The sequence below is a fragment of the Silvania hatchlandensis genome (assembly GCF_025564065.1).
In the GTDB taxonomy this organism is placed as follows: Bacteria; Pseudomonadota; Gammaproteobacteria; order Enterobacterales; family Enterobacteriaceae; genus Enterobacter; species Enterobacter hatchlandensis.
On record NZ_JAMGZK010000051.1, the window covers coordinates 189,400 to 214,856 of the forward strand.

The window sequence follows — 25,457 nt, forward strand, 5'->3', positions numbered from 1 at the left end:
AACGATTATCGGCCGCTACCGGAAAATAATTAGACCTTTAGCAAATTCAGTATGTTACTACTTTGCTGCTGGCGTGTTGACGCGTGTAACAGGCGAACTCTGGCGGTTCTCCCAGAGCACCGTCAGGCCGCGCTGCAGGGCAATAAAGATGAACAGCAGGATGCCAATCGCAATCTTAGTCCACCACGAGCTGAGCGTGCCGTCAAAGTTAATGTAGGTCTGAATCAGCCCCTGGATCGCTACCCCGAACAGCGTACCGAGCACGGTGCCAACCCCGCCGCTGAGCAGCGTCCCGCCTATCACCACCGAGGCAATCGCATCCAGCTCCACCCCCACCCCAGCCAGCGCGTAGCCTGCCTGGGTATAGATCGAGAAGATGATCCCCGCAAGCGTAGCCAGCCCGGTGGAAAGCATATAGATGCGGATAGTGGTGCTGCGGGTGGAGATCCCCATCAGGTTGGCCGAGGTTGCACTGCCGCCCATCGCATACACTTCGTTGCCAAAGCGGGTGCGGTGCGCGAGGAAGATCCCGATCACCACCACGCCCAGCATGATCAGACCAAGAATACTCAGACGGCCGCCGCCGGGGATTTTCCACGCCAGGCTTGAGAGGGTGTCGTAGATCGGATGGTTAATCGGAATCGACTCTTCCGACACCAGATAGCTGACGCCGCGCAGGAAAAACATCCCGGCAAGCGTAATAATAAACGCCGGGATTTTCAGGGCGTCGATCAGCAGCCCCATAAAGGCACCAAAGGCGCAGCCCATCGCCAGCACCAGCGGGAAGGCCAGCAGCGGCGAGATCCCCCAGAAGCCAATCGCCTTCGCCAGGAACACGCCGGTAAAGGCGATCACCGACCCGACGGAGAGGTCGATCCCGCCGGAGAGGATGACAAAGGTCATGCCGACGGCGATGATCCCGAGGAAGGCGTTATCGGTCAGGATGTTGCAGATGACGCGCGTCGAGGCAAAGCCGGGGAACTGCGTCAGACAGTAGAGATAGCCCAGCACAAACACGCCCAGGGTTATCATCAGCGGTAAATTACGTTTTATCATGACCACGAATCCCCTTAATGAGACTGATAAAGCGCGGCGACTGCACGATCAGCACGCAGAGCACCACCACCGCTTTCACCACCTGGTTGAGTTCCGGCGGGAACCCGGACAGCAGGATCCCGGTATTCATCCCCTGGATAATCAGCGCACCAATCACCGACAGCAGCAGGTTGAAGCGCCCGCCCATCAACGACCCACCACCGATCACCACCGCCAGAATGGCATCCAGCTCCAGCCACAGCCCGGCGTTGTTGGCATCAGCACCGCGAATATCCGCCGCGACGATAATCCCGGCAATGGCGGCGCATACCCCGCTTAATACATAGGTCAGCATCACCATCAGGCGGGTGCTGACCCCGGCGTTTTTCGCCGCGCGAATGTTGATCCCCACCGCCTCAATGAACATCCCGAGGGCGGTTTTGCGGGTAAAGAGCCAGAAGGCAATCAGGGTCACCACCACAATGATCACCGGCGTCGGGAAGAAGAACAGCGAGCCACTGCCAATCCACGCCAGGTTCGGGGCGTTAAAGGTGACGATCTGCCCGGAGGTGATCAGCTGCGCGACCCCGCGTCCGGCCACCATCAAAATCAGGGTGGCGACGAACGGCTGGATCTTGAGAATGGCGACCAGAATGCCGTTCCACAGCCCGGCCAGCACCCCGGTGCCCAGGGTCACCAGCAGCACCACCGGCAGGCTGTGTCCGGCCACGGTCATCGACGCGGCAGTCGCCCCGGCAATGGCCATCACCGCCCCCACCGACAGGTCAATCCCGCCGGTGGCGATCACCAGCGTCATACCAATCGCCAGCAGCGCTACCGGGGCAGCGCGGTTTAAAATATCAATCGGACTGCCAAACAGACGGCCGTCCTGGAGGATAATCTGATAAAAATGCGGCGAAACCAGGCTATCCACCAGCAGCACCAGCAGCAGGGCAATAATTTGCGGCATGCCGGTGGGCCATTTGAAGCGGCGCTTCGGCTCACCGGTTTGAGAAAGGGAACGGGGCATCACGGTGCTCTCCTTAAGCCGCAATGGCATTCATGATGGCCGGAACGGACAGGGCTTCCAGCGGGATCTCTGCCACCTGCTGACGGTCGCGCATGATGATCACCCGGTCGGCATAACCCACCAGCTCCTCCAGCTCCGACGAGATGACCAGCAGGGCCAGACCGTCGGCACACAGCGTTTCAATCAGGCGAATAATCTCCGCATGGGCGCCGACGTCGATACCGCGCGTTGGCTCATCGAGGATCAGGAACTGCGGTTTGGTCAGCAGCCAGCGCGACAGCAGGACTTTTTGCTGATTGCCGCCGGAGAGGAATTCGATCGGTTGTTCCGCACTCGGGGTACGAATGCCCAGCTGACGAATAAAGCGCTCGGCAATGGCATTTTGCTCTTTACGCGGGATCGGCCGCAGCCAGCCGCGCTGGGCCTGCAGAGCCAGAATGATGTTTTCACGCACCGAGGCCGCGGCAATAATCCCGTCGGTTTTGCGATCTTCCGGGCAGAAGCCGATCCCGAGGCTGGAGGCCTGATGCGGCGAGCGCAGGGCCTGGGGCTTGCCTTTGATCAGCGCGCTGCCGGTGTCAGCAGGTTTGATCCCGAAGATCACTTCTGCGGTTTCGGTGCGCCCGGATCCTAACAAACCCGCCAGACCGACGATCTCGCCGGGGCGGACCTCCAGATCAAACGGGGCGATGGTGCCTTTTTTGCCATAGCCTTTAAATGCCGCCACCGGCTTATCGCTGAGCAACGTGCGGCCCGCACGTTGCAGGGCGTTGGTCTCCAGCTCGCGGCCCAGCATCATCTTCACCAGCTCAATCTGCGGCAGCTCGCGCGTTTCGCGACAGCCGACAAAGCTGCCGTTACGCAGGACGGTAATGCGGTCGCTGACCTCATACACCTGATCGAGGAAGTGGGTCACGAAGATCAGGCTCACCCCCTGGTCGCGCAGCTGGCGCATCAGGGTGAAGAGCATCTCCACCTCCTGGGTATCGAGGCTGGCGGTGGGTTCATCGAGGATCAGCACTTTGGCAGAGAGGTCGATAGCCCGGCAGATGGCAACGATCTGCTGCATCGCCACCGAAAAGCGGTTCAGGGGTTCACGCACGTCGAGCGAGAAGCCGTATGACGCCATCAATTTTGTGGCACGATCCACCATCTCTTTACGTCGAATCAGGCCAAAGCGCTTCGGCTCCCGGCCAATAAACAGGTTATCCGCCACCGACATGTTCGGCAGCAGGTTCACTTCCTGATAGACCGTGCCAATGCCCAGCTGCTGGGCGTGGGCGGTATTTTTTGGCGAAATGGTATGACCATCGAGCCAGATGGTGCCGCGATCGGCGTGATAAACGCCGGTCAGGGCTTTAATCAGGGTGGATTTCCCGGCGCCGTTTTCACCGAGCAGCGCCATGATTTCACCGCGACGCAGGCTGAAATCAACGTTATCCAGCGCTTTTACGCCGGGGAAGAATTTGCTTAATCCTTCGGTTCGGAGGATTTCCTGGTTTGTATTCATAAAATGACCCTCACCCCAACCCTCTCCCTAAAAGGGAGAGGGAGAAAATAATCAATGCCGACTCGGACTATCCCCTCTCCCCTCAGGGGAGAGGGTTAGGGTGAGGGGAAAAGGCCTTAGTAGCCCATATTTTTCTTCTTCTCTAACTCTTCTTTTGCGGTGTCAGGCAGGTAAAGGGTGGATTTGGTGATGGTGACTTTCTCCGGCAGGGTGCCGTCTTTCTTGAATTTTTCCAGCGCGTCAAAAGCCGGGCCAGCCATGTTTGGGGTCAGCTCAACGCTGGCGTTGGCTTCTTTGTCGATCATTGCTTTGTAGATGTCCGGCACGCCGTCGATTGAGCCGGTGAGGATATCGCTACCCGGCTTCAGACCCGCTTCTTTGATTGCCTGAATCGCACCGATCACCATGTCATCGTTATGGGCGTAAACCATGCAGATGTTTTTGCCGTTGTTCTCGGCTTTGATAAAGCTCTCCATGACCTCTTTCCCTTTACTGCGGGTAAAGTCGCCGGACTGAGAGCGGATAATCTTGATGTTTGACGCTTTGGCGATCGCATCAGCGAAGCCTTTCTTACGGTCAATTGCCACGCTGGCGCCGACGGTGCCCTGCAGCTCAACCACGTTACACGGCTTACCCGCAACCTGCTTAATCAGCCACTCACCGATCAATTGGCCTTCCAGCACGTTGTTGGCGGTGACGGTGGTCATATAGAGAGATTTGTCTTTTACATCGATGGAACGATCGAGCAGGAAGACCGGGATCTCGGCATCTTTGGCTTCTTTTAACACCGGTTCCCACCCTGTCGCCACCACCGGCGCAATGAAGATGGCATCAACGCCCTGGGCGATAAACGAGCGTACCGCTTTGATCTGATTTTCCTGTTTTTGCTGACCATCGGCGATTTTCAGCGTGATACCGCGTTTTTCGGCCTCGCTCTTCGCCACGTTCGTTTCCGCTGCACGCCAGCCTGATTCTGAGCCGACCTGCGCAAATCCTACGGTTAAAGGAGCGGCCATCGCCATAGACGACATGGCTGCCGAAACTGCTGTGACAAGAAGTAAGCGCTTCCACATAGTGATACCCTCGTAGCCCAGGTTATTGTTGGTTAATAGATGTTCCGCGAAAAAACTATAGACAATGCGAGATGTAACGGAGTGTGTTACATCACACTTCGGAAAAGTGAATAAAACGTTAATCACAACTTTGTAATCGCTTTCATTCACCCATTAAGAATGCAGCTGAGTTTATGGATATTCCTGTCATCAGAAGAGCCTGAAAAGGGCGCGCAGAAGCGGAAGCGGGAGAAAACAAGCAAAGACATTCGTCGCCAGTTGGCTATAATACTCGCCACTTGTTTACCAATCATTTTGAAGGACACAGACATGAGCTTACTCAACGTCCCTGCGGGTAAAGAACTGCCGGAAGACATCTATGTAGTTATCGAGATCCCGGCGAACGCCGATCCAATCAAATACGAAATCGACAAAGACACCGGCGCACTGTTCGTTGACCGCTTCATGTCTACCGCGATGTTCTATCCGTGCAACTACGGCTACATCAACCACACCCTGTCTCTGGATGGTGATCCGGTAGATGTGCTGGTCCCAACGCCATACCCGCTGCAGCCAGGTGCTGTGATTCGCTGCCGTCCGGTTGGCGTACTGAAAATGACCGACGAAGCCGGTGAAGATGCGAAGCTGGTTGCAGTCCCGCACACCAAACTGAGCAAAGAGTACGATCACATCAACGATGTGAACGACCTGCCAGAGCTGCTGAAAGCGCAGATCACTCACTTCTTCGAGCATTACAAAGATCTCGAGAAAGGCAAATGGGTGAAAGTGGACGGCTGGGACAATGCCGAAGCCGCGAAAGCTGAAATCGTTGCCTCTTTCGAGCGCGCGAAGAAGAAGTAATTCTTGCTGTGTGAAGAACCCCGACCTGTCGGGGTTTTTTTATGCCCTCTTGCCGCTGGCAGTAAATGTCACAAAAATGTCACATATCGCTTTTCTCTATTCATATTAATGAGATAGTTCTTCTCCCCTGCCTTAACGCCCTGTCGCGCCCTTAAAGTCTGCCCTCTGCAGGTCGATACCCTCGTCACGTGATCGCGATCGCTTTATTACACAGGGAATGCCCGCTACAGATGAAACTCAATTCACTTACCATCGGCCAACGTCTGGGGCTGCTGGCCTCGCTGTTGCTGCTTGCTACGCTCTTTATCGGCCTGCGCGGGCTGGCGATTAACAGCAATAGCCTGACCCAGCAGGAACAGATCATGACGATGGAGCAGACCATCACCGAAAGCATTGATACCGCGCGTAATGCCCAGGTGCAGTTCAAAATCCAGGTACAGGAGTGGAAGAATACCTTGCTGCGTGGCGCCCAGGGGCAAGAGGCATTCGACAAGTACCGGGCCGCCTTTACCCGAGAGAGCCAGAACACCCAGGCACTGTTAACGCACCTGAGCGGACTGCTGCCCAAAATCGGCATGGATAACCGGGAGGTGCTGGCTACCCGTGACATCCACGCCGGGCTGGAGCAGCAGTACCTGGCGGCACTGGCCGATTATCAGGTCGGCGATGTGACCAGCGCCCAACGGGTGGATAAGCAGGTGACCGGTATCGATCGCGAGCCGACAAAAATGATCGACGATGTCGTGGCCCGCACGCTGCAACATGCCAAAGCATTACACCAGCAGACCATCGCCGAAAACGAAACGCGCTATCAGCAGACGAAATGGCTGCTGTTGCTGGCCATGACGCTGACGCTCGCTGCCGGGCTGCTGGTGACCTGGTGGCTGATCCGCAGCATTACCCGTCCGCTGGCGCAGGCGGTGAACATTGCCCGCACCGTGGCCGCCGGTGATTTACAGTCCCGCTTTACCATTGCCGGACGCGACGAGACCGCTGGATTGATGCGCGCGTTGCAGGAGATGAACGTTAACCTGACCCGCATCGTCTCTGGCGTGCGCAGCGGTACCGAGACCATCGCCACCGCTTCGGCACAGATCGCCAGCGGCAACCATGAGCTCTCTTCGCGTAATGAAGCCCAGGCCAGCGCCCTGGAGCAGACCGCCGCTTCTATGGAAGAACTCACTTCAGTGGTGAAAAGCAACGCTGAAAATTCGCGTAACGCCAGCGATCTTGCCCGCAATGCGCGCCAGGTTGCCCGTCAGGGAGAGAAAGCCGTGGAGCGTGCCGTGCAGACCATGAGCGAGATCCATGATTTTTCCAGCGAAATTAACACCATTATCAGCATGATCGACAGCATTGCCTTCCAGACCAACATCCTTGCACTCAATGCCGCTGTCGAAGCGGCCCGCGCAGGCACCGAAGGGCGTGGCTTTGCGGTAGTAGCCGCAGAAGTGCGCGCCCTGGCCCAGCGCTCCGCCTCGGCCGCGAAGGAGATCAGAGTGCTTATCGACCGCTCGGTTAACCGTATTGATGAAGGCAACGGTCAGGTCAAAGAGGCCGGCGCTGCAATGGCGGATATTCTGCTCAGCATCAGCAAGGTGAGTGAGCTGATCGAAGCGATTTCGTTAGCCAGCAATGAGCAGAGCACCGGTATCGATCAGGTCAACGTCGCGGTGACCCACATGGATGCCGCAACGCAGCAGAATGCCACGCTCTCTCAGGAATCGTCTGCCGCCGCGAGGGCGATGCACCGCCAGGCAGAGCAGCTGCTGGACACGGTGCAGATCTTCAAGCTGCGCCGGGAAGAGGTTTAAAAAAACAACGCCACCCGAAGGTGGCGTTGTTCCTTTCAGTACTGGTCTCTGTCTAACCAGTTACCGCTTTCAATCCGCGTTAAACCGTCGACCGGACGCTGGTACACGTACATCCACGCAGTACCGTATGGCGTCTGGATCAACTGGCGAGCGTATTCCCCGCCCCTGGTGCGCAAGGCATCAAGTTCGGCAAGCGTGGCGTTATCAATACGATAAACCTCACCCTGTACCGTTCCGTTCCCCGGAACTGCGCCTGGATAGTGGCCCAGACTGTACAACTGGTAGTTTTCAATATTGTAATTCCCCAGCAGCTGGGCGTTGGTCATCCAGTGGCTGTTGCCTTGCTTAGTTCGTAAACTACCGTAGACAAATATTCGCATTGCTAGAACTCAAACTGATAGAGCACATCGAGTGCCTGGTCTACGCCGGACACCGCTTCCAGATACAGCTTAGGCATCAGGCGATAGCGTAACGTGAGCGTCGCCAGTGAGTCAAAGATCCCCACACCATATTTCACCTGCAGACCCGGCAGTACATAGCCGCTTACCACCACCTGAGAAGAGTCACCGACCCCCTGGGTGTCCAGCGCCAGATTGCTTACGCCAAACGTCTCGCCGATTTTACCCACAACCTGACCACTTTGTGCAACCCCCAGGCCCACTAACATTGATGTCATCGCCGCACTGTCGCTCTGAGAGCTGTCCAGACCTTGCCCGCGCAGCAGGTAAGACAGGGCTTCCTGCTGCGACATCGCCGGGTCAGAGAAGATTTCTGCCTTCGGTTCATCCGCCGTACCGGTCACGCGCACCCCGGCAATCACCTCATCTTCGGTGGCTTCCGGGTTACGGATCGCCTCGATGTTCAGCAGCGGCTGATCCGGCGGCCCCGAGAACAGCAGCTCGCCTTTGCGCACAATCAGGTCCTGGCCGTAGGCGTGGAAGCGCCCTTCAGGAATATTGATCTGCCCGTTCAGGCCCAGCCCTTGTTTATCCTGCGCCACTTTCAGATCGCCGGTCAGCCTTGCCTTCAGGCCAAAGGCATCCAGACGCACGTTATTGCCGACGTGGACAATCAGGTTGCTGTTGATTGGGATCGACGCACGCTGGGTTTCAACCGGCTTCAGATCCCTGTCGAGCATCACTTCATCGCTGGAGACGCCCACCGCGCTTTCCGGCACGTCGTGCACCACGATACGCGCCCACGGTACATCCACCCGCCCGTCGAGCGTATACAGGTCTGGCGTCGCTTCAAAGACCACATCCGGCGAGACATCCAGACGCACCATCGGCGGCACGGTAATACGCACCTTGCTGCCTTTGGCCGCCACCCGCGCACGCCAGTTATCAATCTGGCTCCAGTCCGCGTCGCCACTGAGGTTAATCTGCCCCTGCTGGGTACGCACCACGCCTGCGAGGGTCGAACTCATGCCATTGAAGTTCATCGCCAGCTGGCTGGGCTGCATATCAAATGGCATAAAGTTGCCGTCAACATCCACGCCGTTAAGCTGCATCTGGCCGAACAGCTGCGGGCTTTGCGCGTTACCGGCCAGCCGCAGGTTGGCGTTCAACATCCCGGCCACCTTCTCGCCCCGGGCGAAGATGGCGTTCGCCATGGCCAGGTTGAAGTTGCGGATATTGACGTTGCCGCCCAGATTACGCTGGCCCTGCGGATCGGTAACCTGAATCTGACCGTCAAACTGGCCGTTGTTGGCCAGGCGGATCAGCCAACCCAGTTCGGCGCGATTGTTATGCAAGTCAGCGGTGAGGTTCAGAGTGTCGAACGCCAGCGGCAGCGGCGCATCGTTAATCACCTGGGTCACCTTCACGTTGCGCCCGGAGAGGGTCACGTTACCCTGCGGCAGCCCCGGTTTGGTGGTGTCCCAGGCCACATCCGCTTTACCGCTAAAGACGCCGCTGGCCTGAGTGGCATCTGGCATAAACGGCTTGAGCATCTGAAGATCGAAGCGGTTGAGATTGACTACCGCCCGCCCTTCGGCACCCGCGTCAATGGTCTGCGGCACGCACAGCTCGGCATTCGGGTTGGTCCAGCAGTGCGGCCCGATGCTGATTTTCTGCTCCGCGTTGCGGTAATCCAGCGCAATCGCCCGGTTTAACGCCCACGGCCCCACCGGTGTGGCAAAGCGGGTGTTATCCAGAGTACCTTTCCAGCGGGTCTCTTTGCGGTCAAAACTCCCCGCCAGATGCAGCTGGCCGGAGACCGGCTCCCCCTGGATGCGCAGCTGGAGTTCGTGCTGCTTCTCGCTGCCCTTCGCCTCCAGCGTCACCTGATTGAGATTGACGCCCGGCTGGGATATCCGGTCGACACGCAGGTTGAGATGCCCCGCAATCTGATCGGTGGATTTGACGTCGCCATCCACCCGTACGCGGGCGATGGTCAGCTCCTGCCAGCGCAGGTTATTGGCGGTGATATCCGCCAGCAGCTGCGGTGCGTCGACCGTGCCGCGCACTTTTACCAGACCTTTGGCCGTGCCACCCAGCCCCGGCAGGGCGTTGTCGAGATTCGGCGCATCGATGGTGGCATCCAGATCCAGATCTTTTACCCCCAGCTCGCCTTTGATGTCGGCAGTGTTACGCCCCAGCGCCACGTGCATGCCCGGGATGATCCACTGCAGGTAGCTGTTGCCCTTTAACGAACCCTGAACATCGACCTTGTTCTGCTTCACGTTGCCGGTGATTTTCAGCTCTGGCACCTCCATCTGCCAGCTTCCGCCGTACAGACTGCCGCGCGTTTTAATCAGGCCGTCGAGCTTCGACGGCCAGTCAGGCACCTCTTTGCCGGTGTTGATGCCGGTGAGTTTCAGCTCGCCGCGCCAGCTGATCGCCTTCTGCCAGTCGAGCAGCGCCGTCAGTTCGGTTTTGCCTTCCAGCGCCGCTACCGTCAGCTTATCGAGGTTAATCTGCTGTTCGTTGCCCTTCGCATCCAGCGTAATGCCCGCGGACGGCAGCCCCTCGCCCTTCACCGCCGTGCGGAACGACAGGGTGTAATCGGTCATTTTGCCCGTGAGCTTCAGCTTCACGTCGTCGGCCTGGTACTGCTTCTCGCCGGTAAACGGCCAGTACAGCTGCTCGCTGGTGACCTCCAGATTGAGCGGCAGGCCCGCTTCTGCCAGCCGGGTCTGGCCGCGCAGCACCATATCCACCGGGCCAGACAGGTTAACGCCAAATTCCAGCTGTTCACGCAGCGCCCCGCCGACCTTCAGCTTTACCTTCTCGCCTTTGATCGGGTCGATATTCAGGGTGCTGTTGAGCGTGATATCCACCGGCCAGTTATCGCGCAGCAGCGCATTGCCGGTGGCGTTGACGCTGCCCTGGTTGGTGTCGATATCCAGCGCGTCGAGCTTCATGTTGCCGTCGATACTGCTCACTTTCAGCAGCATGTTGAACACCGTCAGATCGGTATCGCCGGTCAGGCGCAGCTGTTCGCCTTTAAATTCTTCGATATTGAGATTCAGCGGCAGGTGAACGTCTGTCATCTCCGGCAGCACCGGCTTTGAGAACAGATCTTTCAGGGTTTCACCCAGCGGTTTCTCATCCGGCTGTGGGTTCTGAATTTTCGGGTCGACAATCTCTTCCTGCGCCACCTCTGCCACCTTCGGCAGGGCGATCAACAGCCCTTTCAGATCGGTGGGGGTTAAGGTCAGGTTTTTCTCCTGCCAGCGCAGGCCGGAGGTGAAATCCATCACCGACACGGTGGTGTCGTCGATTTTGAGATTGACGTTGTTCAGCGCCACCCGATAGAGGGCAATCGGATACGGGGTGGAGAGATCCAGCGGGCCGCTGTCCTCTTCGGCAACGGGTTCGGTTTTCGGCATCTTTGTGGAATCGATGGTCACAAAGACGTCTTTTAGCGCCAGATCGTTAATGCACAGGCTGCTGTCGCGCAGGCAGCCGAGCTTGACCGCCAGATGCAGATCCCCGGCATTAACCGCCACACCCGGCTGGGTATAGCGGACGTTTTTCAGGTGCAAATCGCGCCAGCCGCCGGTAACCTGGCCGATCTCCAGCCCGGGCACCCAGCGGTTGGCCGCGTTAAACAGCAGATGCAGCCCGCTGGTGGTCCCCACCAGGAACGCCACGGCACCCAGCAGCAGCAGAATAAACAGCAACACGCCGAGGCTGATCTTCTTCCATAAACTCATAACTCTGGCCCCAGACCGATGTAAAACTGCAGATCGTGTGTATCTTTATCACCTACCGGCACCGCGAAATCGAGCTTGATCGGCCCGACCGGTGATTCCCAGCGCACGCCGACGCCAGCGCCGGTTTTGAAATCGCTGCGGCGGATATCGCTCACCGCTTCACCGCTGTCGATAAAGGTCGCGCCCCACCATTTGCCGGTGACATTGTACTGGTACTCCAGCGAGCCGGTGGCCAGCTTCGAGGCCCCGATCAGCTTGCCTTCGCTGTCTTCCGGCGCGATGGATTTGTATTTATAGCCACGAATACTGCGATCGCCCCCGGCGAAGAAGCGCAGATCCGGCGGCACTTTGGCGAAATCGCCGGTTTCAATCCAGCCCAGATTGCCGCGCATCACAAAGCGGTGGCGGTCGTAAAGGGTGCGGATCCAGACGTTCTGCGCCTGAACCACCGAGAAATCCACATCGGAGCCCCAGGCGGTATTCGAATAATCGATTGAATAGCGCTGAGAATCACCCCAGGTTGGCATCAGCCCGCCGCGTGAGCGGGTCCGGCTGATCATCACTCCCGGATAGAGCAGCATCGTGGTGTTGGTGACGTTAGCCTGGGTAAAGTGGTCGAGGCTCCAGCGCAGGTTAATCGCCCGCTGCCAGCCGCTGGAGAGGTCCCAGTAGCGTGACAAGGCAAGGGTGGTGGAGTCCGATTCAGTATCGTTAAGGTCAGTGCGCTTAAAGCCGCCCTGCACCAGGTAATATTGCTCAAGCGGGTTTTTCAGCAGCGGCATTTTGTAGCTGAAATCCAGCTGCTGCTCGGGCGCGGAGACGCTGAGGTTGGTGGTCAGGCTGTGGCCGTAGGAGTTCATCCACGGCTTTTTCCAGGTTGCCTTCACGCGCGGGCCGACGTCGGTTGAGTAACCGACCCCGGTCTCGATGGTGTTTTCGGTGCGGGGCGAGACCACGCCGTGCAGCGGCAGCACTTTGGTCTTCCGCGCTTTATCAAATTCCGGCGCCACTACCACCGAGTTAAACCAGCCGGTCGCGGACAGGCGGCGGTTCAGCTCAGCCAGATCCTTCGACTGATAATAGTCGCCCTCTTTAAAGGGGATCAGATTCTGCAGGTATTCATCGCGAATTTGCGAGCCTTCAAAGGTGACGTCGCCAAAGCGGTAGCGCTCGCCGCTGTCGTAGTCGATATCCCAGAACGCCTGGCGTCTTTCGAGGGAGACCCCGAGCTGGCTTTTATTAAACTGGCTGTCGAAATAGCCTTTGCGCAGCGCCACGCGGGTCAGATCTTTTTTGAAGCCGTCGTAGTCGCTGTGATTCAGTACGGTGCCGTTCTTCGGGCGGTCATGCAGCAGATCGAGGTAGTCACGATCGGTACGCGCCCCACCGCGCAGCACCACATCGGTGCCGCCAATCAGTACCGGCTCGCCCGGCTTGACGCGGGCAATCAACACCTGCCGCCCTTTGGCCGGCGGTGGACGTAATTCGAAGTCGATGGTCGGGTCGTAGTAGCCGAGCGCCTTTAAACCGCCGCGAATCGCATCATCTACGCGCGCGCGAAAGCGCCGGTCCGGCGTAACTTCATCGCTCTGGATCGTGGACAGCTGCGCGCGTACGTTTTTTTCCAGCGCCCCGGATAACCCCTCAACCTGCAAACGAACATTCGCCGCGCTGGCGACTCCGCTTGTCAGCAATAAACTGACCAAACATAACTGGCGGATTTTTGGCACGTTTTCTCCTGAATATCCTTGTTTCCACCCCTGGAAGCATTTGAAGTGCCGCTCCGCGGCGTATCACGGCATAATGCCCAAAACCCAATTCACGGGTTGAAAATTGGTTAAACAACCTAATATTTCTTATGTTTAAATCTAGACTCATTCACCGCGTTTATTGTGTTCAATTAAACGCTTCGTGACAACCTTAACCCAAACATCACCACCCCGGAGGCCTCACCGTGAGTTTATTCGATAAAAAACACCTTGTTGCTCAGGCGGATGCATTACCGGGACGAAATACCCCTATGCCAGTCGCCACTCTGCACGCCGTCAATAATCACTCCATGACCAACGTGCCGGACGGCATGGAAATCGCCCTGTTCGCGATGGGCTGCTTCTGGGGCGTGGAGCGTCTCTACTGGCAGCTGCCGGGCGTTTACAGCACGGCTGCAGGCTACACCGGCGGCTATACGCCCAATCCGACCTACCGCGAAGTGTGCTCTGGCCAGACCGGTCATGCCGAGGCGGTACGCGTAGTGTATGACCCGAACCTTATCAGCTACGAGCAGCTGCTGCAGGTATTCTGGGAAAATCACGACCCGGCGCAGGGTATGCGTCAGGGCAATGACCACGGCACCCAGTACCGCTCAGCGATCTACCCCCTGACGCCTGAGCAGGAGAGTGCCGCCCGCGCAAGCCTGGCGCGCTTCCAGCAGGCGATGCACGCCTCCCATGACGATCGCCAGGTGACGACCGAAATCGCCACCGCGCTGCCGTTCTACTATGCCGAGGACGATCACCAGCAGTATCTGCACAAAAATCCGTACGGCTACTGCGGCATCGGCGGCATTGGCGTTTGCCTGCCACCTCAGCTGGCATAAGCGAGAAACACCCAGACCCGACCCCGCCCTTCCCGGCCGGATCGGGTCAAAAAGCGATCTCTGGCGGCTTTACAGTTCGTTACGCTATACTACCCGCTGAAATAACCGGCTCAACGCTACGAGCGGGTGTTCAATGTGTCTTCACACAAATGTAATTAACTTCCCTTCCGAGGATCTGGCGAGAAGCCGGATAAACTATGTTAAACAGTATTTTAGTAATACTTTGTCTGATTGCGGTGAGTGCATTTTTCTCAATTTCAGAAATTTCACTGGCTGCGTCGCGTAAAATCAAACTTAAGCTGCTCGCCGATGATGGCGATATCAATGCACAACGCGTCCTGAAAATGCAGGAAAACCCCGGTATGTTCTTTACCGTAGTGCAAATTGGCCTTAACGCGGTCGCCATTCTCGGCGGTATCGTCGGTGATGCGGCGTTCTCTCCGGTGTTTTACAGCCTGTTCGCTAGCTACTTCTCACCTGAACTCTCCGAACAGCTGAGCTTTATTCTCTCGTTTACGCTGGTGACCAGCCTGTTCATCCTGTTTGCAGATTTGACCCCGAAACGCATCGGTATGATTGCGCCCGAAGCCGTGGCTTTGCGTATCATCAACCCGATGCGCTTCTGCCTGTTCGTGTTCCGCCCGCTGGTGTGGTTCTTCAATGGCCTGGCGAATATGATTTTCCGCCTGTTTAAGCTGCCGATGGTGCGTAAAGACGACATCACCTCTGATGATGTCTATGCCGTGTTTGAAGCCGGTGCGCTGGCAGGCGTGCTGCGTAAGCAGGAGCATGAGCTGATCGAGAACGTGTTTGAACTGGAATCCCGTACCGTGCCGTCGTCGATGACCTCGCGCGAAAACGTCATCTGGTTCGATCTCAACGAAGACGAGCAGAGCCTGAAGAACAAGGTCGCCCAGCATCCGCACTCCAAGTTCCTGGTGTGTAAAGATGATATCGACCACATCATCGGCTACGTGGACTCCAAAGACCTGCTGAACCGCGTGCTGGCCAATCAGAGCCTGGCCCTGAGCAGCGGCGTGCAGATCCGCAATACGCTGATTGTGCCGGACACCTTGACCCTCTCCGAAGCGCTGGAAAGTTTTAAAACCGCAGGGGAAGATTTTGCGGTGATCATGAACGAATACGCGCTGGTGGTGGGCATCATCACCCTGAATGATGTGATGACGACTCTGATGGGCGACCTGGTCGGCCAGGGTCTGGAAGAACAGATAGTGGCCCGCGACGAGAACTCATGGCTGATCGACGGCGGTACGCCAATCGACGACGTGATGCGCGTGCTGGACATCGACGAGTTCCCGCAGTCCGGTAACTACGAGACCATCGGCGGCTTTATGATGTTTATGCTGCGTAAGATCCCGAAACGCACCGATTCGGTGAAGTTTTCCGGCTACAAGTTTGAAGTGGTGGATATTGATAACTACCGCATCGACCAGCTGCTGGTGACGCGCATCGACAGCAAGCCGACGGTGCTGGTGCCGAGACTGCCGGACGCGCAAGAGAACGCATCGGCTTAAGCCACAAACATTAACGGCTCCCATCGGGAGCCGTTTTACTTACTGCATAGCACGTTGATTAAGCCATCTCAGTTTGCAGACGCATTACCTGACGATTGACTTCGGACATCACAGAAAAGTGCTGCTTATCCTTCACCTTCGGCAGAAGGATCTTGCCCTTATCAAACTCAAAAGCGCCAACATCCTTGATATACAACCGTCCACGGAACAGGATTTTTACGTACTTCGCCACCTGAAGCGGGTTGTATCGTTGGAAAATTTTCATTCTTTTGTCTCCTGCGAATCATACGCTCTTGCAGCGCCACAATTGGGCCGACTTTCTGGAGCGCAAATTTTGTTGCCCAATGACTATAGACCAGTAACCCGGTGATACCCAGTGTGCATAAGTTTATTTACCTTTTGATGACAATTAATCAGAATTTTCTTTGTAATGGTTATCTGCAGGCAGTATAAGCCATCGTTTTTGTACCGTTATGTGCGTTCCTCCGCATTCTGGCACCGGGATTGCGGGTAAAGAACATTGATCGCACTTATGATTAAAGTGCATGACCAAGTGGTCGGATCACCTGCACATTATAAGGAAACACCATGACTTTACGTAACATTCTGGCAACAGCTTGCCTGATGCTGCCACTGATGGCCTCCGCACATAGTTTTGAGAAGGGACAACGTGTGCCGCCGGTGGGCATCGCCGACCGGGGAGAATTGATCCTCGACAATAATGAGTTTAGCTACAAAACCTGGAATAGTGCGCAGCTCGCAGGCAAAGTGCGAGTGATTCTACATATTGCCGGTCGCTCGTCGGCAAAAGAGAAAAATGCAACCCTGATAGAAGCGATCAAGGCAGCAAAATTGCCGCATGACCGCTACCAGACCACCACCATTGTGAATACCGATGATGCGATTCCAGGCTCCGGCATGTTTGTGCGCAACAGCCTGGAGAGCAATAAAAAGCTCTATCCATGGTCGCAGATTATTGTCGATAGCAACGGGACGGCACGGGGTGCGTGGCAGCTGGAAGAAGAGAGTTCCGCCGTTGCGGTGCTGGATAAAGAGGGCCGCGTGCAGTGGGCGAAAGACGGTGCGCTGACGAAAGAAGAGGTGCAGCAGGTAACGGCCCTGCTGCACAAGCTGCTCGGTCAGTAAAGCGAAACCCGGAAGCCGGGGTTGAGGAAGGATTCACGCGGGGTATAGTCGAGCGGCTTGCCCTGCCAGTCGTGAACATGCGCCCCGGCGGCGGCGGCGACCGCATGGCCCGCCGCGGTATCCCAGACATTGGTGGGCCCAAAACGCGGGTAGAGTTGCGCCTGCCCTTCCGCCACCAGGCAGAATTTCAGCGACGAACCGATTGAGGTGGTCTGGTGTTCGCCCAGTTGATGCAGGTACTCCTGCAGTTCGTTGTCGGAATGCGAACGGCTGATCACCACCAGCGGCGGACGGGCATCGCGCACCCGGATTTGCTTACGCACGCTGCACTCTTCTTTCCAGGCTTTACCGTCGGCAGCGCTGTACATCACCTTCAGCACCGGTGCATACACCACGCCCAGCACCGCTTTGCCCTTTTCAATCAGGGCAATATTGACGGTGAATTCACCGTTGCGCTTGATGAACTCCTTGGTGCCATCCAGCGGATCCACCAGCCAGTAGCGTTGCCAGTGCTGGCGCACCTCCCACGACTGCGGATCCTCTTCGGAGAGCACCGGAATATCGGGCGTCAACGCCTGCAGGCCCTGCAGGATCACCCCATGCGCCGCGAGATCGGCCGCGGTAACCGGGGAGTCATCAACTTTACGAATGACGTCCATCGGGAGTTTGCCATCGTAGACCTGCATAATGGCATCGCCCGCATCCCGTGCGAGCTGACAAATTTTATCTAACATTCTCCACCTCTTTACGTGTAACAGTGGGTATAACTCTTTGTTTTATTTATATCGCATTGGGCATAAATCCGCTATCTGTGAAGCAATTCCGGTTTCATGGTCAATTTTTCTGGCAGGATTCACAGTTCTGTAAGCAAAACAATATACATACATATTCTTTTGTGGCCTGGATCGAAAAAAGGACTCCTCAGATGATTAAGTTTAGCGCAACGCTCCTGGCGACGCTGATTGCAGCGAGCGTACAGGCAGCGACGGTGGATCTTCGCATTCTCGAAACCACCGACCTGCACAGCAATATGATGGACTTTGACTACTACAAAGATGCCCCGACGGAAAAATTCGGCCTGGTACGCACCGCCAGCCTGATTAACGCTGCCCGTGGTGAAGTGAAAAACAGCGTGCTGGTGGACAATGGTGACTTAATTCAGGGCAGTCCGCTTGGCGATTACATGGCGGCGAAGGGGCTGAAAAAAGGCGACATTCACCCGGTCTATAAGGCGCTGAATACCCTGGATTACGCGGTCGGCAACCTCGGGAATCATGAGTTTAACTACGGGCTGGACTACCTGCATATGGCGCTGGCCGGGGCGAAGTTCCCCTACGTCAACGCTAACATCATTGATGTGAAGACCCAGAAGCCGCTGTTCACGCCCTATCTGATCAAAGAGACGTCGGTTGTGGATCAGGAGGGTAAGCCGCAGACGCTGAAAATTGGCTATATCGGTTTTGTCCCGCCGCAAATCATGACCTGGGATAAAAAGAACCTCGAGGGCAAAGTCACCGTTAACGACATAACCGAAACCGCACGCAAATATGTGCCGGAAATGCGCGAGAAAGGTGCCGACCTGGTGGTGGTGGTGGCACATTCCGGCCTGTCTGCCGATCCCTATCAGGCGATGGCGGAGAACTCGGTTTACTATCTGAGCGAAGTGAAAGGTGTGGACGCCATTCTCTTCGGCCACGCCCATGCGGTGTTCCCGGGCAAAGATTTCGCCAGCATCAAAGGCGCCGACATTGCCAAAGGGACGCTGAACGGCGTGCCCGCCGTGATGCCTGGCATGTGGGGCGATCATCTTGGGGTGGTCGACCTGGTGCTGAATAACGATGGCGGCAAATGGCAGGTGGCGCAGTCCAAAGCTGAAGCCCGCCCGATTTACGATCTGGCCGCCAAAAAGGCGCTGGTCGGTGAAGATAAAAAAATCGTTGAGGTGCTGAAGCACGATCACGATGCCACCCGCGAGTTTGTCAGCAAACCGATCGGCAAGTCCTCGGATAACATGTACAGCTACCTGTCGCTGGTGCAGGACGATCCCACCGTGCAGGTGGTGAACATGGCGCAGAAAGCCTACGTGGAACGCTTTATTCAGGGCGACCCGGATCTGGCCAAACTGCCGGTGCTGTCTGCCGCCGCGCCGTTTAAAGTGGGCGGACGCAAGAACGATCCGGCCAGTTACGTTGAAGTGGAAAAAGGCCAGCTCACCTTCCGTAACGCCGCCGATCTGTATCTCTATCCGAACACGCTGGTAGTGGTGAAAGCCACGGGTCAGGAAGTGAAGGCGTGGCTGGAGTGTTCTGCCGGGCAGTTCAACCAGATCGATGTGACCAGCACTCAGCCGCAGTCGCTGATTAACTGGGACGGGTTCCGCACCTATAACTTCGACGTGATTGACGGCGTGGACTACCAGATTGATGTCTCGCAGCCGGCGAAATACGACGGCGAATGCCAGATTGTGAATGCACAGGCAGAACGTATCAAGAACCTGACCTTCAACGGCAAGCCCATCGATATGAAGGCCACCTTCCTGGTCGCGACCAACAACTACCGCGCCTACGGCGGCAAGTTTGCCGGGACCGGCGACAGCCATATCGCGTTTGCCTCCCCGGATGAGAACCGCTCGGTGCTGGCAGCGTGGATCGGCGAGCAGTCGAAAAAGGCGGGTGAAATCCATCCGGCCGCAGACAACAACTGGCGACTGGCACCGATCGCAAGCAAGGTGAAGCTGGATATTCGCTTTGAGACTGCGCCAACGGAAAAAGCGGCGGCATTTATCAAAGAGAAGGCGCAGTATCCAATGAAACAGGTGGCAACCGATGAGATCGGTTTCGCCATTTATCAGCTGGATTTGAGTAAATAGCAGTAATGTTGTTGGCCGGGTAAGGCGAGGTAAAAGCAAAACGGCAACGTAAGTTGTAATGCTGGTCAGTTAAGTATTGAGGGCTGTTCCGTTCACTTTATGTTCAGCAGATTATAATAGCTTCACAGCACGTGAACGTGGCAAGGGGGTCACCGCGACCCCCTTGCCAATCCCCGCGGCCCCGCGACGAAATCGGTGCTTCGCACTACGCTCACCTCACGACCTCCTGCCTGCGGTCGGCTCAACTCGACATCCTGTCTCGCGTCGCCTCTGTCCGCCATCCCTGGCGTCCAGCCCTTGTCATCCGGTCTCCGGTTCGCCGATTTCAGCGGGGACTCAACACCCGTGCCCCATTCAGACCGCTGAGAAGGTGGAGGGAGCGAAAGTCCGGCTGAAAATCGCTGAGGCGTTGACCGCAGGCCGGGGCGAGGCGCAGGGATGCGCCGAGAGGGCGTGACCTACATGGATGTAGGATCACGCCCGACCCGAAGCCGAAGGGAATAAGCCGAAGGGACCGCGCAGCGGCGATTTTCTGTGCCGGGAGCCGGGATTGTAAAGGGGGCGGCGGCCCCCTTTACACGTTCACCGCAGCGCATCAGACAGGAAGCAGAGGATTAAGAGTGAACGGAACGGTTCCACTTTTTCCTCAAAGGACTTTGTAGTCAGCCAAATAACGAATAAAAAAACGTGATTTTGCTTAACTGACCAGCATTACAACGTAAGTTGCCGTTTTTAGTGTTTGCGCCCTCTCCCCGTGGGAGAGGGTTGGGGTGAGGGCATCAGGCCGCAAAATTTTATATAATCACGCCGCACGTTCATCCCGATTCGTCATCACCTGCGGTAAATTCAGCTCAATCCAGTCTGCCAGCGCCGCCACTTTCTCGCTCACCTCTTCCCCCAGCGGGGTCAGGCTATATTCAACGTGCGGCGGTACCACCGGATACGAGACGCGGTTGATAAATCCATCCTGCTCCAGCGCCTGTAGCGACTGGGCCAGCATCTTCTCGCTCACCCCACCCATTTTGCGCCTGAGATCGCTAAAGCGATGCGTTCCCTGACGCAGCGCCACCAGAATCAGCACACCCCAGCGGCTGGTCACATGCTTTAGCACATCCCGGGAGGGGCACTGCTCCGCGAAGAGATTGCCGTCGCGCATTTGCTCGCTAAGCGTTGGGTTCGTCATTTCATACTTACCTTTTTGTACGTACTTACTTAAAGTTAGCTAAGGTGATAGTGTGCCACAACACTTACCTGAGACGAAGGATATTCATCATGATCGCGATTACCGGTGCCACCGGCCAGCTTGGCCAACACGTCATTGAGCTGCTGCTGAAAACCGTTCCGGCCAGTCAGCTGGTTGCTATTGTGCGTAACCCGGCGAAAGCCGAAGCGCTGAGCCAGCAGGGCGTAGATGTCCGCCAGGCCGATTACACCGACCAGGCCGCCTTCACCACCGCGCTGGCAGGCGTGGATAAGCTGCTGCTGATCTCCTCCAGCGAAGTCGGCCAGCGCACGCCGCAGCATCTGAACGTGATCAATGCCGCGCAGGCTGCTGGTGTGAAATTTATCGCCTACACCAGCCTGCTGCATGCCGATACCTCTCCACTGGCCCTGCACGTCGAGCACGTCGAGACCGAGAACGCGCTGGCGGCATCGGGCATTCCTTACGCCCTGCTGCGTAACGGTTGGTACAGTGAAAACTACCTCGCGAGTGCACCGCCGGCACTGGAGCACGGGGTCTTTATCGGCTCCGCAGGCGAAGGCAAAATCGCCGCTGCCACCCGCGCCGACTATGCAGCGGCGGCAGCACGCGTCATTTCTGAAGAAGGCCATGCCGGTAAAGTATATGAGCTGGCGGGCGACTCTGCGTGGACATTAGGCGAGCTGGCAGCGGAGCTGAGCCGTCAGAGCGGGAAAAACGTGGTTTATCAGAACCTGAACGAAGCCGATTTTGCCGCCGCGCTGAAAGGCTTTGGCTTACCGGCGGGTCTGGCGGATCTGCTGGCCGACTCCGACGTGGGTGCCTCGAAAGGCGGTCTGTTCGACGACAGCCGCACCCTGAGCACCCTGATCGGTCGCCCAACCACAACGCTTACTGAGAGCGTGAAGAGCATCCTGTAATTGTTAAGAAGTGGTTAATTGTTGTGGCATCCCCGTGGGTCATCTCTGATAATGGAAGCATGACCCACGAGGAGGCTCACCGTGCAAGGCGTACCCGAACAGTTCTTCGATGAAAGAGACAGCGCGCGCTTTCGCCATCTGGCGCAGGTGCCGGGCGTCGAACTGTATCACGCCCACATCTCGCGCTATGCGTTTGAGCCTCACACCCATGAAGCCTTCGGAATCGGCGCAATTGAAGCCGGTGCCGAGCGCTTTCGCTATCGCGGCACCCAGTACGTTGCCCCCGTCAATTCCGTTGTCACCATGAACCCGGATGAGCTGCACACCGGCGAGGCTGAAACCGCCGACGGCTGGCGCTACCGGATGATCTACCTTGAACCGGATCTGCTTGAAGAGGTGACCGGCGTTCGCCACTGGTGGTTTAGCGACGTCACCCGCCACGACCCCCGCCGCTCGCAGCAGATCTGCCAGCTGATTTATGGCCTGTGGCACACCGACGACCCGCTGGCGCAAAAAGGGCTGCTGCTGGATCTGATTGAGACCTTCCGGCCGCTGGCGCGCCATGCGCCAGTGCTGCGCGAAGGCGCGCAGCGCTTCGATCGGGTGCGCGACTATCTGCATGACAATTATATGCATTCCCTCACTCTCGACGAGCTGGCGCAGGTGGTGTCGCTCAGTCCATACCATTTTCAGCGCCAGTTTAAAGCCCATTTCCACGTTACCCCCCATCAGATGCTGATGGCGATCCGCCTGTGGCGCGCCAAAGCGTTCCTCACTCAGGGGCTACCGGCCGCTGAGGTGGCGGCGGCCACCGGGCTGACTGACCAGTCGCACCTGACCCGCGCGTTTACGCGTCGCTATGGCATCACCCCCGTGCGCTATCAGAAACAGGTGGCGAAGCGCTAATGCGCAATCTCATACAATACGCCCGTCTTTTGCCCTTCTACACTGCCAGCATGTTCAGAAATAAGAGATGGAAAAATGATTAGCGGCGTGCTGTATGCCCTGCTCGCGGGTTTAATGTGGGGGCTGATTTTTGTCGGCCCGTTGATTGTGCCGGAGTACCCGGCGATGCTGCAGTCGATGGGACGTTATCTGGCGCTGGGGCTGATCGCCCTGCCGCTGGCGTGGCTGGGCCGCGCGCGTTTACGCCAGCTTTCACGTCAGGACTGGTGGACGGCGCTGGGGCTCACCATGATGGGTAACCTGATCTATTACGTCTGCCTGGCCAGCGCCATTCAGCGCACCGGGGCGCCGGTGTCGACGATGATTATCGGCACCCTGCCGGTGGTGATCCCGGTGTTCGCCAACCTGCTGTATAGCCAGCGCGATGGCAAACTGGCGTGGTCAAAGATGATGCCCGCCCTGCTGTTTATCGCCCTGGGGCTGGCGTGCGTCAACATTGCTGAGCTGCGCCACGGCATGGCCGATATCAGCGCCTGGCGCTACGGTTCCGGCATTCTGCTGGCGTCGTTCTCGGTGGTCTGCTGGGCGTGGTATGCGCTGCGCAATGCCCGCTGGCTGCGGGAAAACCCGGATAAACACCCGATGATGTGGGCCACCGCGCAGGCGCTGGTCACGCTGCCGGTGTCGCTGATCGGCTATGTGGCCGCCTGCATCTGGCTGAATGCACAGCAGCCGACCTTTGCCCTGCCGCTGGGGCCGCGGCCGGGGGTGTTTCTCGGTCTGATGGTGGCGATCGCCGTTTGCTGTTCATGGGTGGGCGCGCTGTGCTGGAACATGGCCAGCCAGAAGCTGCCGACGGTGATTCTGGGGCCGTTGATTGTGTTCGAAACGCTGGCCGGGCTGCTGTACACCTTTTTACTGCGCCAGAGCGTGCCGCCGTTGTTAACCGGAGCCGGGATTGTTTTGTTGGTGGTGGGTGTGGTGATTGCGGTCAGCGCGAAGCTGGAAAAACGCCCGGCGACGCAGCGCTTGCCAGGCCTACAAGATCGTAGGCCGGATAAGCGCTAGCGCCATCCGGCGTTTATCAGAAGGTTTCCCAGTTGGCTTCGTTTAACGCCGCCACCGGTTTTGCTTTGGCGGTAGGGGTTTTAACCGGAGCCGCTTTCACTGCCTGGCCACGGGTAATTTTAAATACTGCCACCGCCTCGTTCAGGCGCGCCGCCTGATCTTCCAGCGCCGCTGCCGCCGCTGCGGACTCTTCCACCAGCGAGGCGTTCTGCTGGGTGACGCGATCCATCTCGGCAACCGCCTGGCCGACCTGATCAATGCCGCGACTTTGCTCATCAGAGGCGGAAGCGATTTCGCCCATGATGTCAGTCACGCGGGTAACCGCATTGACGATTTCTGCCATCGTCTCTCCGGCCTCGTTAACCAGCGCGGAACCGGCGCTGACGCGGGCACCAGAGTCGTCGATTAACCCTTTGATCTCTTTCGCTGCCTGGGCGCTACGCTGCGCCAGGGTACGGACTTCCCCTGCCACCACCGCAAAACCACGGCCCTGCTCGCCCGCTCGCGCCGCTTCTACCGCCGCGTTCAGCGCCAGAATATTGGTCTGGAAGGCAATGCCGTCAATCACGTTGGTGATCTGGGCAATTTTGCTGGAGCTGGTGGCGATTTCATCCATGGTGCGCACCACGCCTTCGACCACGCTCCCGCCTTTCTTCGCGGTGGACGATGCATCCAGCGCCAGTCGTGAAGCCTGACGGGCGTTATCGGCGTTCTGCTTCACGGTAGCGGTCAGCTGTTCCATACTGGCTGCCGTCTCTTCCAGGGAGGCCGCCTGCTGCTCGGTACGGGAAGAGAGATCGTTACTGCCCGCCGAGATTTCACCGGCTCCGGTGTAGATAGTGTCCGCGCCTTCGCGCACCACGCCAACGGTGTTCGCCAGTGATTTTTGCATCTCGTGGACGTTCATCGCCAGCATCGCCATTTCGTTCTGGCCGTGGGCGTTGATCGGCTGGGTCAGATCGCCTGCGGCGATGGCACGAATGTGAGCGATCACTTCATGCAGCGGTTGCAGCAGCACCCGGCGCATCGCAATCCAGCTGGCGACAATCACGCCCACCACAATCACCATAATGGTACTGAGGATCCACAGGATACGCTGGTAGTCCGCTTCGTTATCGCTCACGCCGACGCTGGCCAGCTTCGCCTGCACTTCACGCCACTCGCGGTAGACGGCCTGCATCGCAACCTGCTTCTGCTCGGCATTCTGTTTGAACATATCCTCCAGATTTCCCTGCGCCAGCAGCTCGTTCATTTTTGCAAGCGTTGAGGAGTAAGCGCGGTACTGCTCTTCCAGCCGATCCGCCAGCTTCTCGTCCAGGCCCGGGGTTTCCGGCAGGGCGTAATATTTATCGTAATGCCCCTGCGCCTCTGCCAGCAGATTTTTCCCTGCCGTCACCAGCTCACCCAGCTGCGTGCCGTTGATCTCAGTTGCTGTGGTGTTTTGCAGGCGGAGCATCCCGCGGTTCAGGGTCACACGCGCCTGGTTAAGGCTAATCCAGGCATCGGTAAACTCCGCTACGTTCTGGCTGGAGAGCTGGGAGACGTTGAAATTATCCTTGTCGTTATTCAGCGCGTTGATAAAGACCGTCGCCGCAATGATCTGCATCGCACCCAGAACAAACAGCACCGAGATTAACAGGGTGATTACTTTAATACGTTTAAACATTCTTAGCCTTATGTTGCAGGATATTGTCTGATAAGGCATATCGGCAGAATGCGCATGTTATTTAACATTTCGTGGTCGAACCACCGCCA

20 protein-coding genes are annotated in these 25,457 nt (G+C 57.4%); 9 read left to right on the forward strand and 11 right to left on the reverse strand.

What is annotated here, in order from left to right; translation table 11 throughout:
- Nucleotides 1-57 precede the first annotated feature (57 nt).
- The 4 genes from yjfF to ytfQ form a co-directional block, all read right to left on the reverse strand.
- Complete coding sequence (yjfF, locus tag M8014_RS15270) at nucleotides 58-1,056, reverse strand: galactofuranose ABC transporter, permease protein YjfF (RefSeq protein WP_271283258.1); 999 nt, start codon at nucleotides 1,054-1,056, stop codon at nucleotides 58-60.
- Nucleotides 1,043-2,068: a galactofuranose ABC transporter, ATP-binding protein YtfT gene (ytfT, locus tag M8014_RS15275; protein WP_271283259.1), complete on the reverse strand. Its 1,026-nt coding sequence runs from the start codon at nucleotides 2,066-2,068 to the stop codon at nucleotides 1,043-1,045. Before ytfT ends, yjfF begins: the two co-directional genes overlap by 14 nt.
- Nucleotides 2,069-2,078: 10 nt before the next feature.
- Complete coding sequence (ytfR, locus tag M8014_RS15280) at nucleotides 2,079-3,575, reverse strand: galactofuranose ABC transporter, ATP-binding protein YtfR (RefSeq protein ID WP_271283260.1); 1,497 nt, start codon at nucleotides 3,573-3,575, stop codon at nucleotides 2,079-2,081.
- Nucleotides 3,576-3,691: 116 nt separating this feature from the next.
- Complete coding sequence (ytfQ, locus tag M8014_RS15285) at nucleotides 3,692-4,648, reverse strand: galactofuranose ABC transporter, galactofuranose-binding protein YtfQ (RefSeq protein WP_271267950.1); 957 nt, start codon at nucleotides 4,646-4,648, stop codon at nucleotides 3,692-3,694.
- 309 nt (nucleotides 4,649-4,957) lie between these two features.
- Here ytfQ and ppa point away from each other — a divergent pair, with 309 nt between their 5' ends.
- Together ppa and M8014_RS15295 are read left to right on the forward strand one after the other, a co-directional pair.
- Nucleotides 4,958-5,488: an inorganic diphosphatase gene (ppa, locus tag M8014_RS15290; RefSeq protein WP_106994080.1), complete on the forward strand. Its 531-nt coding sequence runs from the start codon at nucleotides 4,958-4,960 to the stop codon at nucleotides 5,486-5,488.
- Between the two features lie 230 nt (nucleotides 5,489-5,718).
- Complete coding sequence (locus tag M8014_RS15295) at nucleotides 5,719-7,302, forward strand: methyl-accepting chemotaxis protein (RefSeq protein ID WP_271283261.1); 1,584 nt, start codon at nucleotides 5,719-5,721, stop codon at nucleotides 7,300-7,302.
- A gap of 35 nt (nucleotides 7,303-7,337) precedes the next feature.
- On the opposite strand, the gene M8014_RS15300 is transcribed toward M8014_RS15295, so the two are convergent.
- The 3 genes from M8014_RS15300 to tamA are packed head-to-tail and all read right to left on the reverse strand — an operon-like array spanning nucleotide 7,338 to nucleotide 13,191.
- Entirely contained in the window at nucleotides 7,338-7,682 is a 345-nt protein-coding gene (locus M8014_RS15300) for a gamma-glutamylcyclotransferase family protein (RefSeq protein ID WP_271267947.1), read from the reverse strand.
- Nucleotides 7,683-7,684: 2 nt separating this feature from the next.
- Nucleotides 7,685-11,461 (reverse strand): autotransporter assembly complex protein TamB, encoded by a 3,777-nt coding sequence (tamB, locus tag M8014_RS15305; protein WP_271283262.1) that lies wholly within the window; start codon nucleotides 11,459-11,461, stop codon nucleotides 7,685-7,687.
- The gene (gene tamA / locus M8014_RS15310) at nucleotides 11,458-13,191 is read right to left on the reverse strand and encodes an autotransporter assembly complex protein TamA (protein WP_271283263.1); all 1,734 of its coding nucleotides are present in this window, start codon (nucleotides 13,189-13,191) and stop codon (nucleotides 11,458-11,460) included. The genes tamB and tamA overlap by 4 nt, the downstream gene beginning before the upstream one ends.
- Before the next feature lie 224 nt (nucleotides 13,192-13,415).
- Between tamA and msrA the strand changes: the two genes are divergently transcribed.
- Nucleotides 13,416-14,057, forward strand: coding sequence for a peptide-methionine (S)-S-oxide reductase MsrA (msrA, locus tag M8014_RS15315; RefSeq protein ID WP_271283264.1), 642 nt, complete (start codon nucleotides 13,416-13,418; stop codon nucleotides 14,055-14,057).
- 197 nt (nucleotides 14,058-14,254) lie between these two features.
- A complete protein-coding gene (paeA, locus tag M8014_RS22960; protein WP_271283265.1) occupies nucleotides 14,255-15,592 on the forward strand; it encodes a polyamine export protein PaeA in 1,338 nt (445 codons plus the stop codon).
- 58 nt (nucleotides 15,593-15,650) lie between these two features.
- On the opposite strand, the gene M8014_RS15325 is transcribed toward paeA, so the two are convergent.
- Entirely contained in the window at nucleotides 15,651-15,857 is a 207-nt protein-coding gene (locus tag M8014_RS15325) for a DUF1107 domain-containing protein (RefSeq protein WP_271267942.1), read from the reverse strand.
- A gap of 323 nt (nucleotides 15,858-16,180) precedes the next feature.
- Here M8014_RS15325 and M8014_RS15330 point away from each other — a divergent pair, with 323 nt between their 5' ends.
- Nucleotides 16,181-16,738, forward strand: a complete 558-nt coding sequence (locus M8014_RS15330) for a YtfJ family protein (protein WP_271283266.1) — start codon at nucleotides 16,181-16,183, stop codon at nucleotides 16,736-16,738.
- Here the strand turns inward: M8014_RS15330 and cysQ are convergent.
- Nucleotides 16,732-17,472 carry a 3'(2'),5'-bisphosphate nucleotidase CysQ gene (gene cysQ, locus M8014_RS15335; RefSeq protein WP_271283267.1) on the reverse strand — a complete coding sequence of 247 codons (741 nt, stop codon included), beginning with the start codon at nucleotides 17,470-17,472 and terminating at the stop codon, nucleotides 16,732-16,734. The genes M8014_RS15330 and cysQ overlap by 7 nt on opposite strands.
- Before the next feature lie 191 nt (nucleotides 17,473-17,663).
- Here cysQ and M8014_RS15340 point away from each other — a divergent pair, with 191 nt between their 5' ends.
- Entirely contained in the window at nucleotides 17,664-19,607 is a 1,944-nt protein-coding gene (locus M8014_RS15340) for a bifunctional 2',3'-cyclic-nucleotide 2'-phosphodiesterase/3'-nucleotidase (RefSeq protein WP_271283268.1), read from the forward strand.
- Nucleotides 19,608-20,409: 802 nt separating this feature from the next.
- On the opposite strand, the gene M8014_RS15345 is transcribed toward M8014_RS15340, so the two are convergent.
- On the reverse strand, nucleotides 20,410-20,790 hold the full coding sequence (locus M8014_RS15345; RefSeq protein WP_271283269.1) for a winged helix-turn-helix transcriptional regulator: 381 nt from the start codon (nucleotides 20,788-20,790) through the stop codon (nucleotides 20,410-20,412).
- Between the two features lie 89 nt (nucleotides 20,791-20,879).
- Between M8014_RS15345 and M8014_RS15350 the strand changes: the two genes are divergently transcribed.
- The 3 genes from M8014_RS15350 to M8014_RS15360 all read left to right on the forward strand — a co-directional run bounded on the left by M8014_RS15350 (nucleotide 20,880) and on the right by M8014_RS15360 (nucleotide 23,702).
- A complete protein-coding gene (locus M8014_RS15350) occupies nucleotides 20,880-21,728 on the forward strand; it encodes an SDR family oxidoreductase (protein ID WP_271283270.1) in 849 nt (282 codons plus the stop codon).
- 81 nt (nucleotides 21,729-21,809) lie between these two features.
- Complete coding sequence (locus M8014_RS15355) at nucleotides 21,810-22,634, forward strand: AraC family transcriptional regulator (protein WP_271283271.1); 825 nt, start codon at nucleotides 21,810-21,812, stop codon at nucleotides 22,632-22,634.
- A 75-nt stretch (nucleotides 22,635-22,709) separates the two neighbouring features.
- A complete protein-coding gene (locus M8014_RS15360; protein WP_271283272.1) occupies nucleotides 22,710-23,702 on the forward strand; it encodes a DMT family transporter in 993 nt (330 codons plus the stop codon).
- 16 nt (nucleotides 23,703-23,718) lie between these two features.
- Here M8014_RS15360 and M8014_RS15365 read toward each other — a convergent pair whose 3' ends face one another.
- On the reverse strand, nucleotides 23,719-25,368 hold the full coding sequence (locus M8014_RS15365) for a methyl-accepting chemotaxis protein (RefSeq protein WP_271283273.1): 1,650 nt from the start codon (nucleotides 25,366-25,368) through the stop codon (nucleotides 23,719-23,721).
- Nucleotides 25,369-25,457 lie beyond the last annotated feature (89 nt).

Excerpts from the sequence above, each read along its gene's own strand:
- yjfF (WP_271283258.1), bottom strand. The coding sequence starts at position 1,056 with ATGATAAAACGTAATTTACCGCTGATGATAACCCTGGGCGTGTTTGTG.
- ytfR (WP_271283260.1), bottom strand. The coding sequence starts at position 3,575 with ATGAATACAAACCAGGAAATCCTCCGAACCGAAGGATTAAGCAAATTC.
- ytfQ (WP_271267950.1), bottom strand. The coding sequence starts at position 4,648 with ATGTGGAAGCGCTTACTTCTTGTCACAGCAGTTTCGGCAGCCATGTCG.
- ppa (WP_106994080.1), top strand. The coding sequence starts at position 4,958 with ATGAGCTTACTCAACGTCCCTGCGGGTAAAGAACTGCCGGAAGACATC.
- M8014_RS15295 (WP_271283261.1), top strand. The coding sequence starts at position 5,719 with ATGAAACTCAATTCACTTACCATCGGCCAACGTCTGGGGCTGCTGGCC.
- M8014_RS15300 (WP_271267947.1), bottom strand. The coding sequence starts at position 7,682 with ATGCGAATATTTGTCTACGGTAGTTTACGAACTAAGCAAGGCAACAGC.
- tamB (WP_271283262.1), bottom strand. The coding sequence starts at position 11,461 with ATGAGTTTATGGAAGAAGATCAGCCTCGGCGTGTTGCTGTTTATTCTG.
- paeA (WP_271283265.1), top strand. The coding sequence starts at position 14,255 with ATGTTAAACAGTATTTTAGTAATACTTTGTCTGATTGCGGTGAGTGCA.
- M8014_RS15325 (WP_271267942.1), bottom strand. The coding sequence starts at position 15,857 with ATGAAAATTTTCCAACGATACAACCCGCTTCAGGTGGCGAAGTACGTA.
- M8014_RS15330 (WP_271283266.1), top strand. The coding sequence starts at position 16,181 with ATGACTTTACGTAACATTCTGGCAACAGCTTGCCTGATGCTGCCACTG.
- cysQ (WP_271283267.1), bottom strand. The coding sequence starts at position 17,472 with ATGTTAGATAAAATTTGTCAGCTCGCACGGGATGCGGGCGATGCCATT.
- M8014_RS15340 (WP_271283268.1), top strand. The coding sequence starts at position 17,664 with ATGATTAAGTTTAGCGCAACGCTCCTGGCGACGCTGATTGCAGCGAGC.
- M8014_RS15345 (WP_271283269.1), bottom strand. The coding sequence starts at position 20,790 with ATGACGAACCCAACGCTTAGCGAGCAAATGCGCGACGGCAATCTCTTC.
- M8014_RS15350 (WP_271283270.1), top strand. The coding sequence starts at position 20,880 with ATGATCGCGATTACCGGTGCCACCGGCCAGCTTGGCCAACACGTCATT.
- M8014_RS15360 (WP_271283272.1), top strand. The coding sequence starts at position 22,710 with ATGATTAGCGGCGTGCTGTATGCCCTGCTCGCGGGTTTAATGTGGGGG.
- M8014_RS15365 (WP_271283273.1), bottom strand. The coding sequence starts at position 25,368 with ATGTTTAAACGTATTAAAGTAATCACCCTGTTAATCTCGGTGCTGTTT.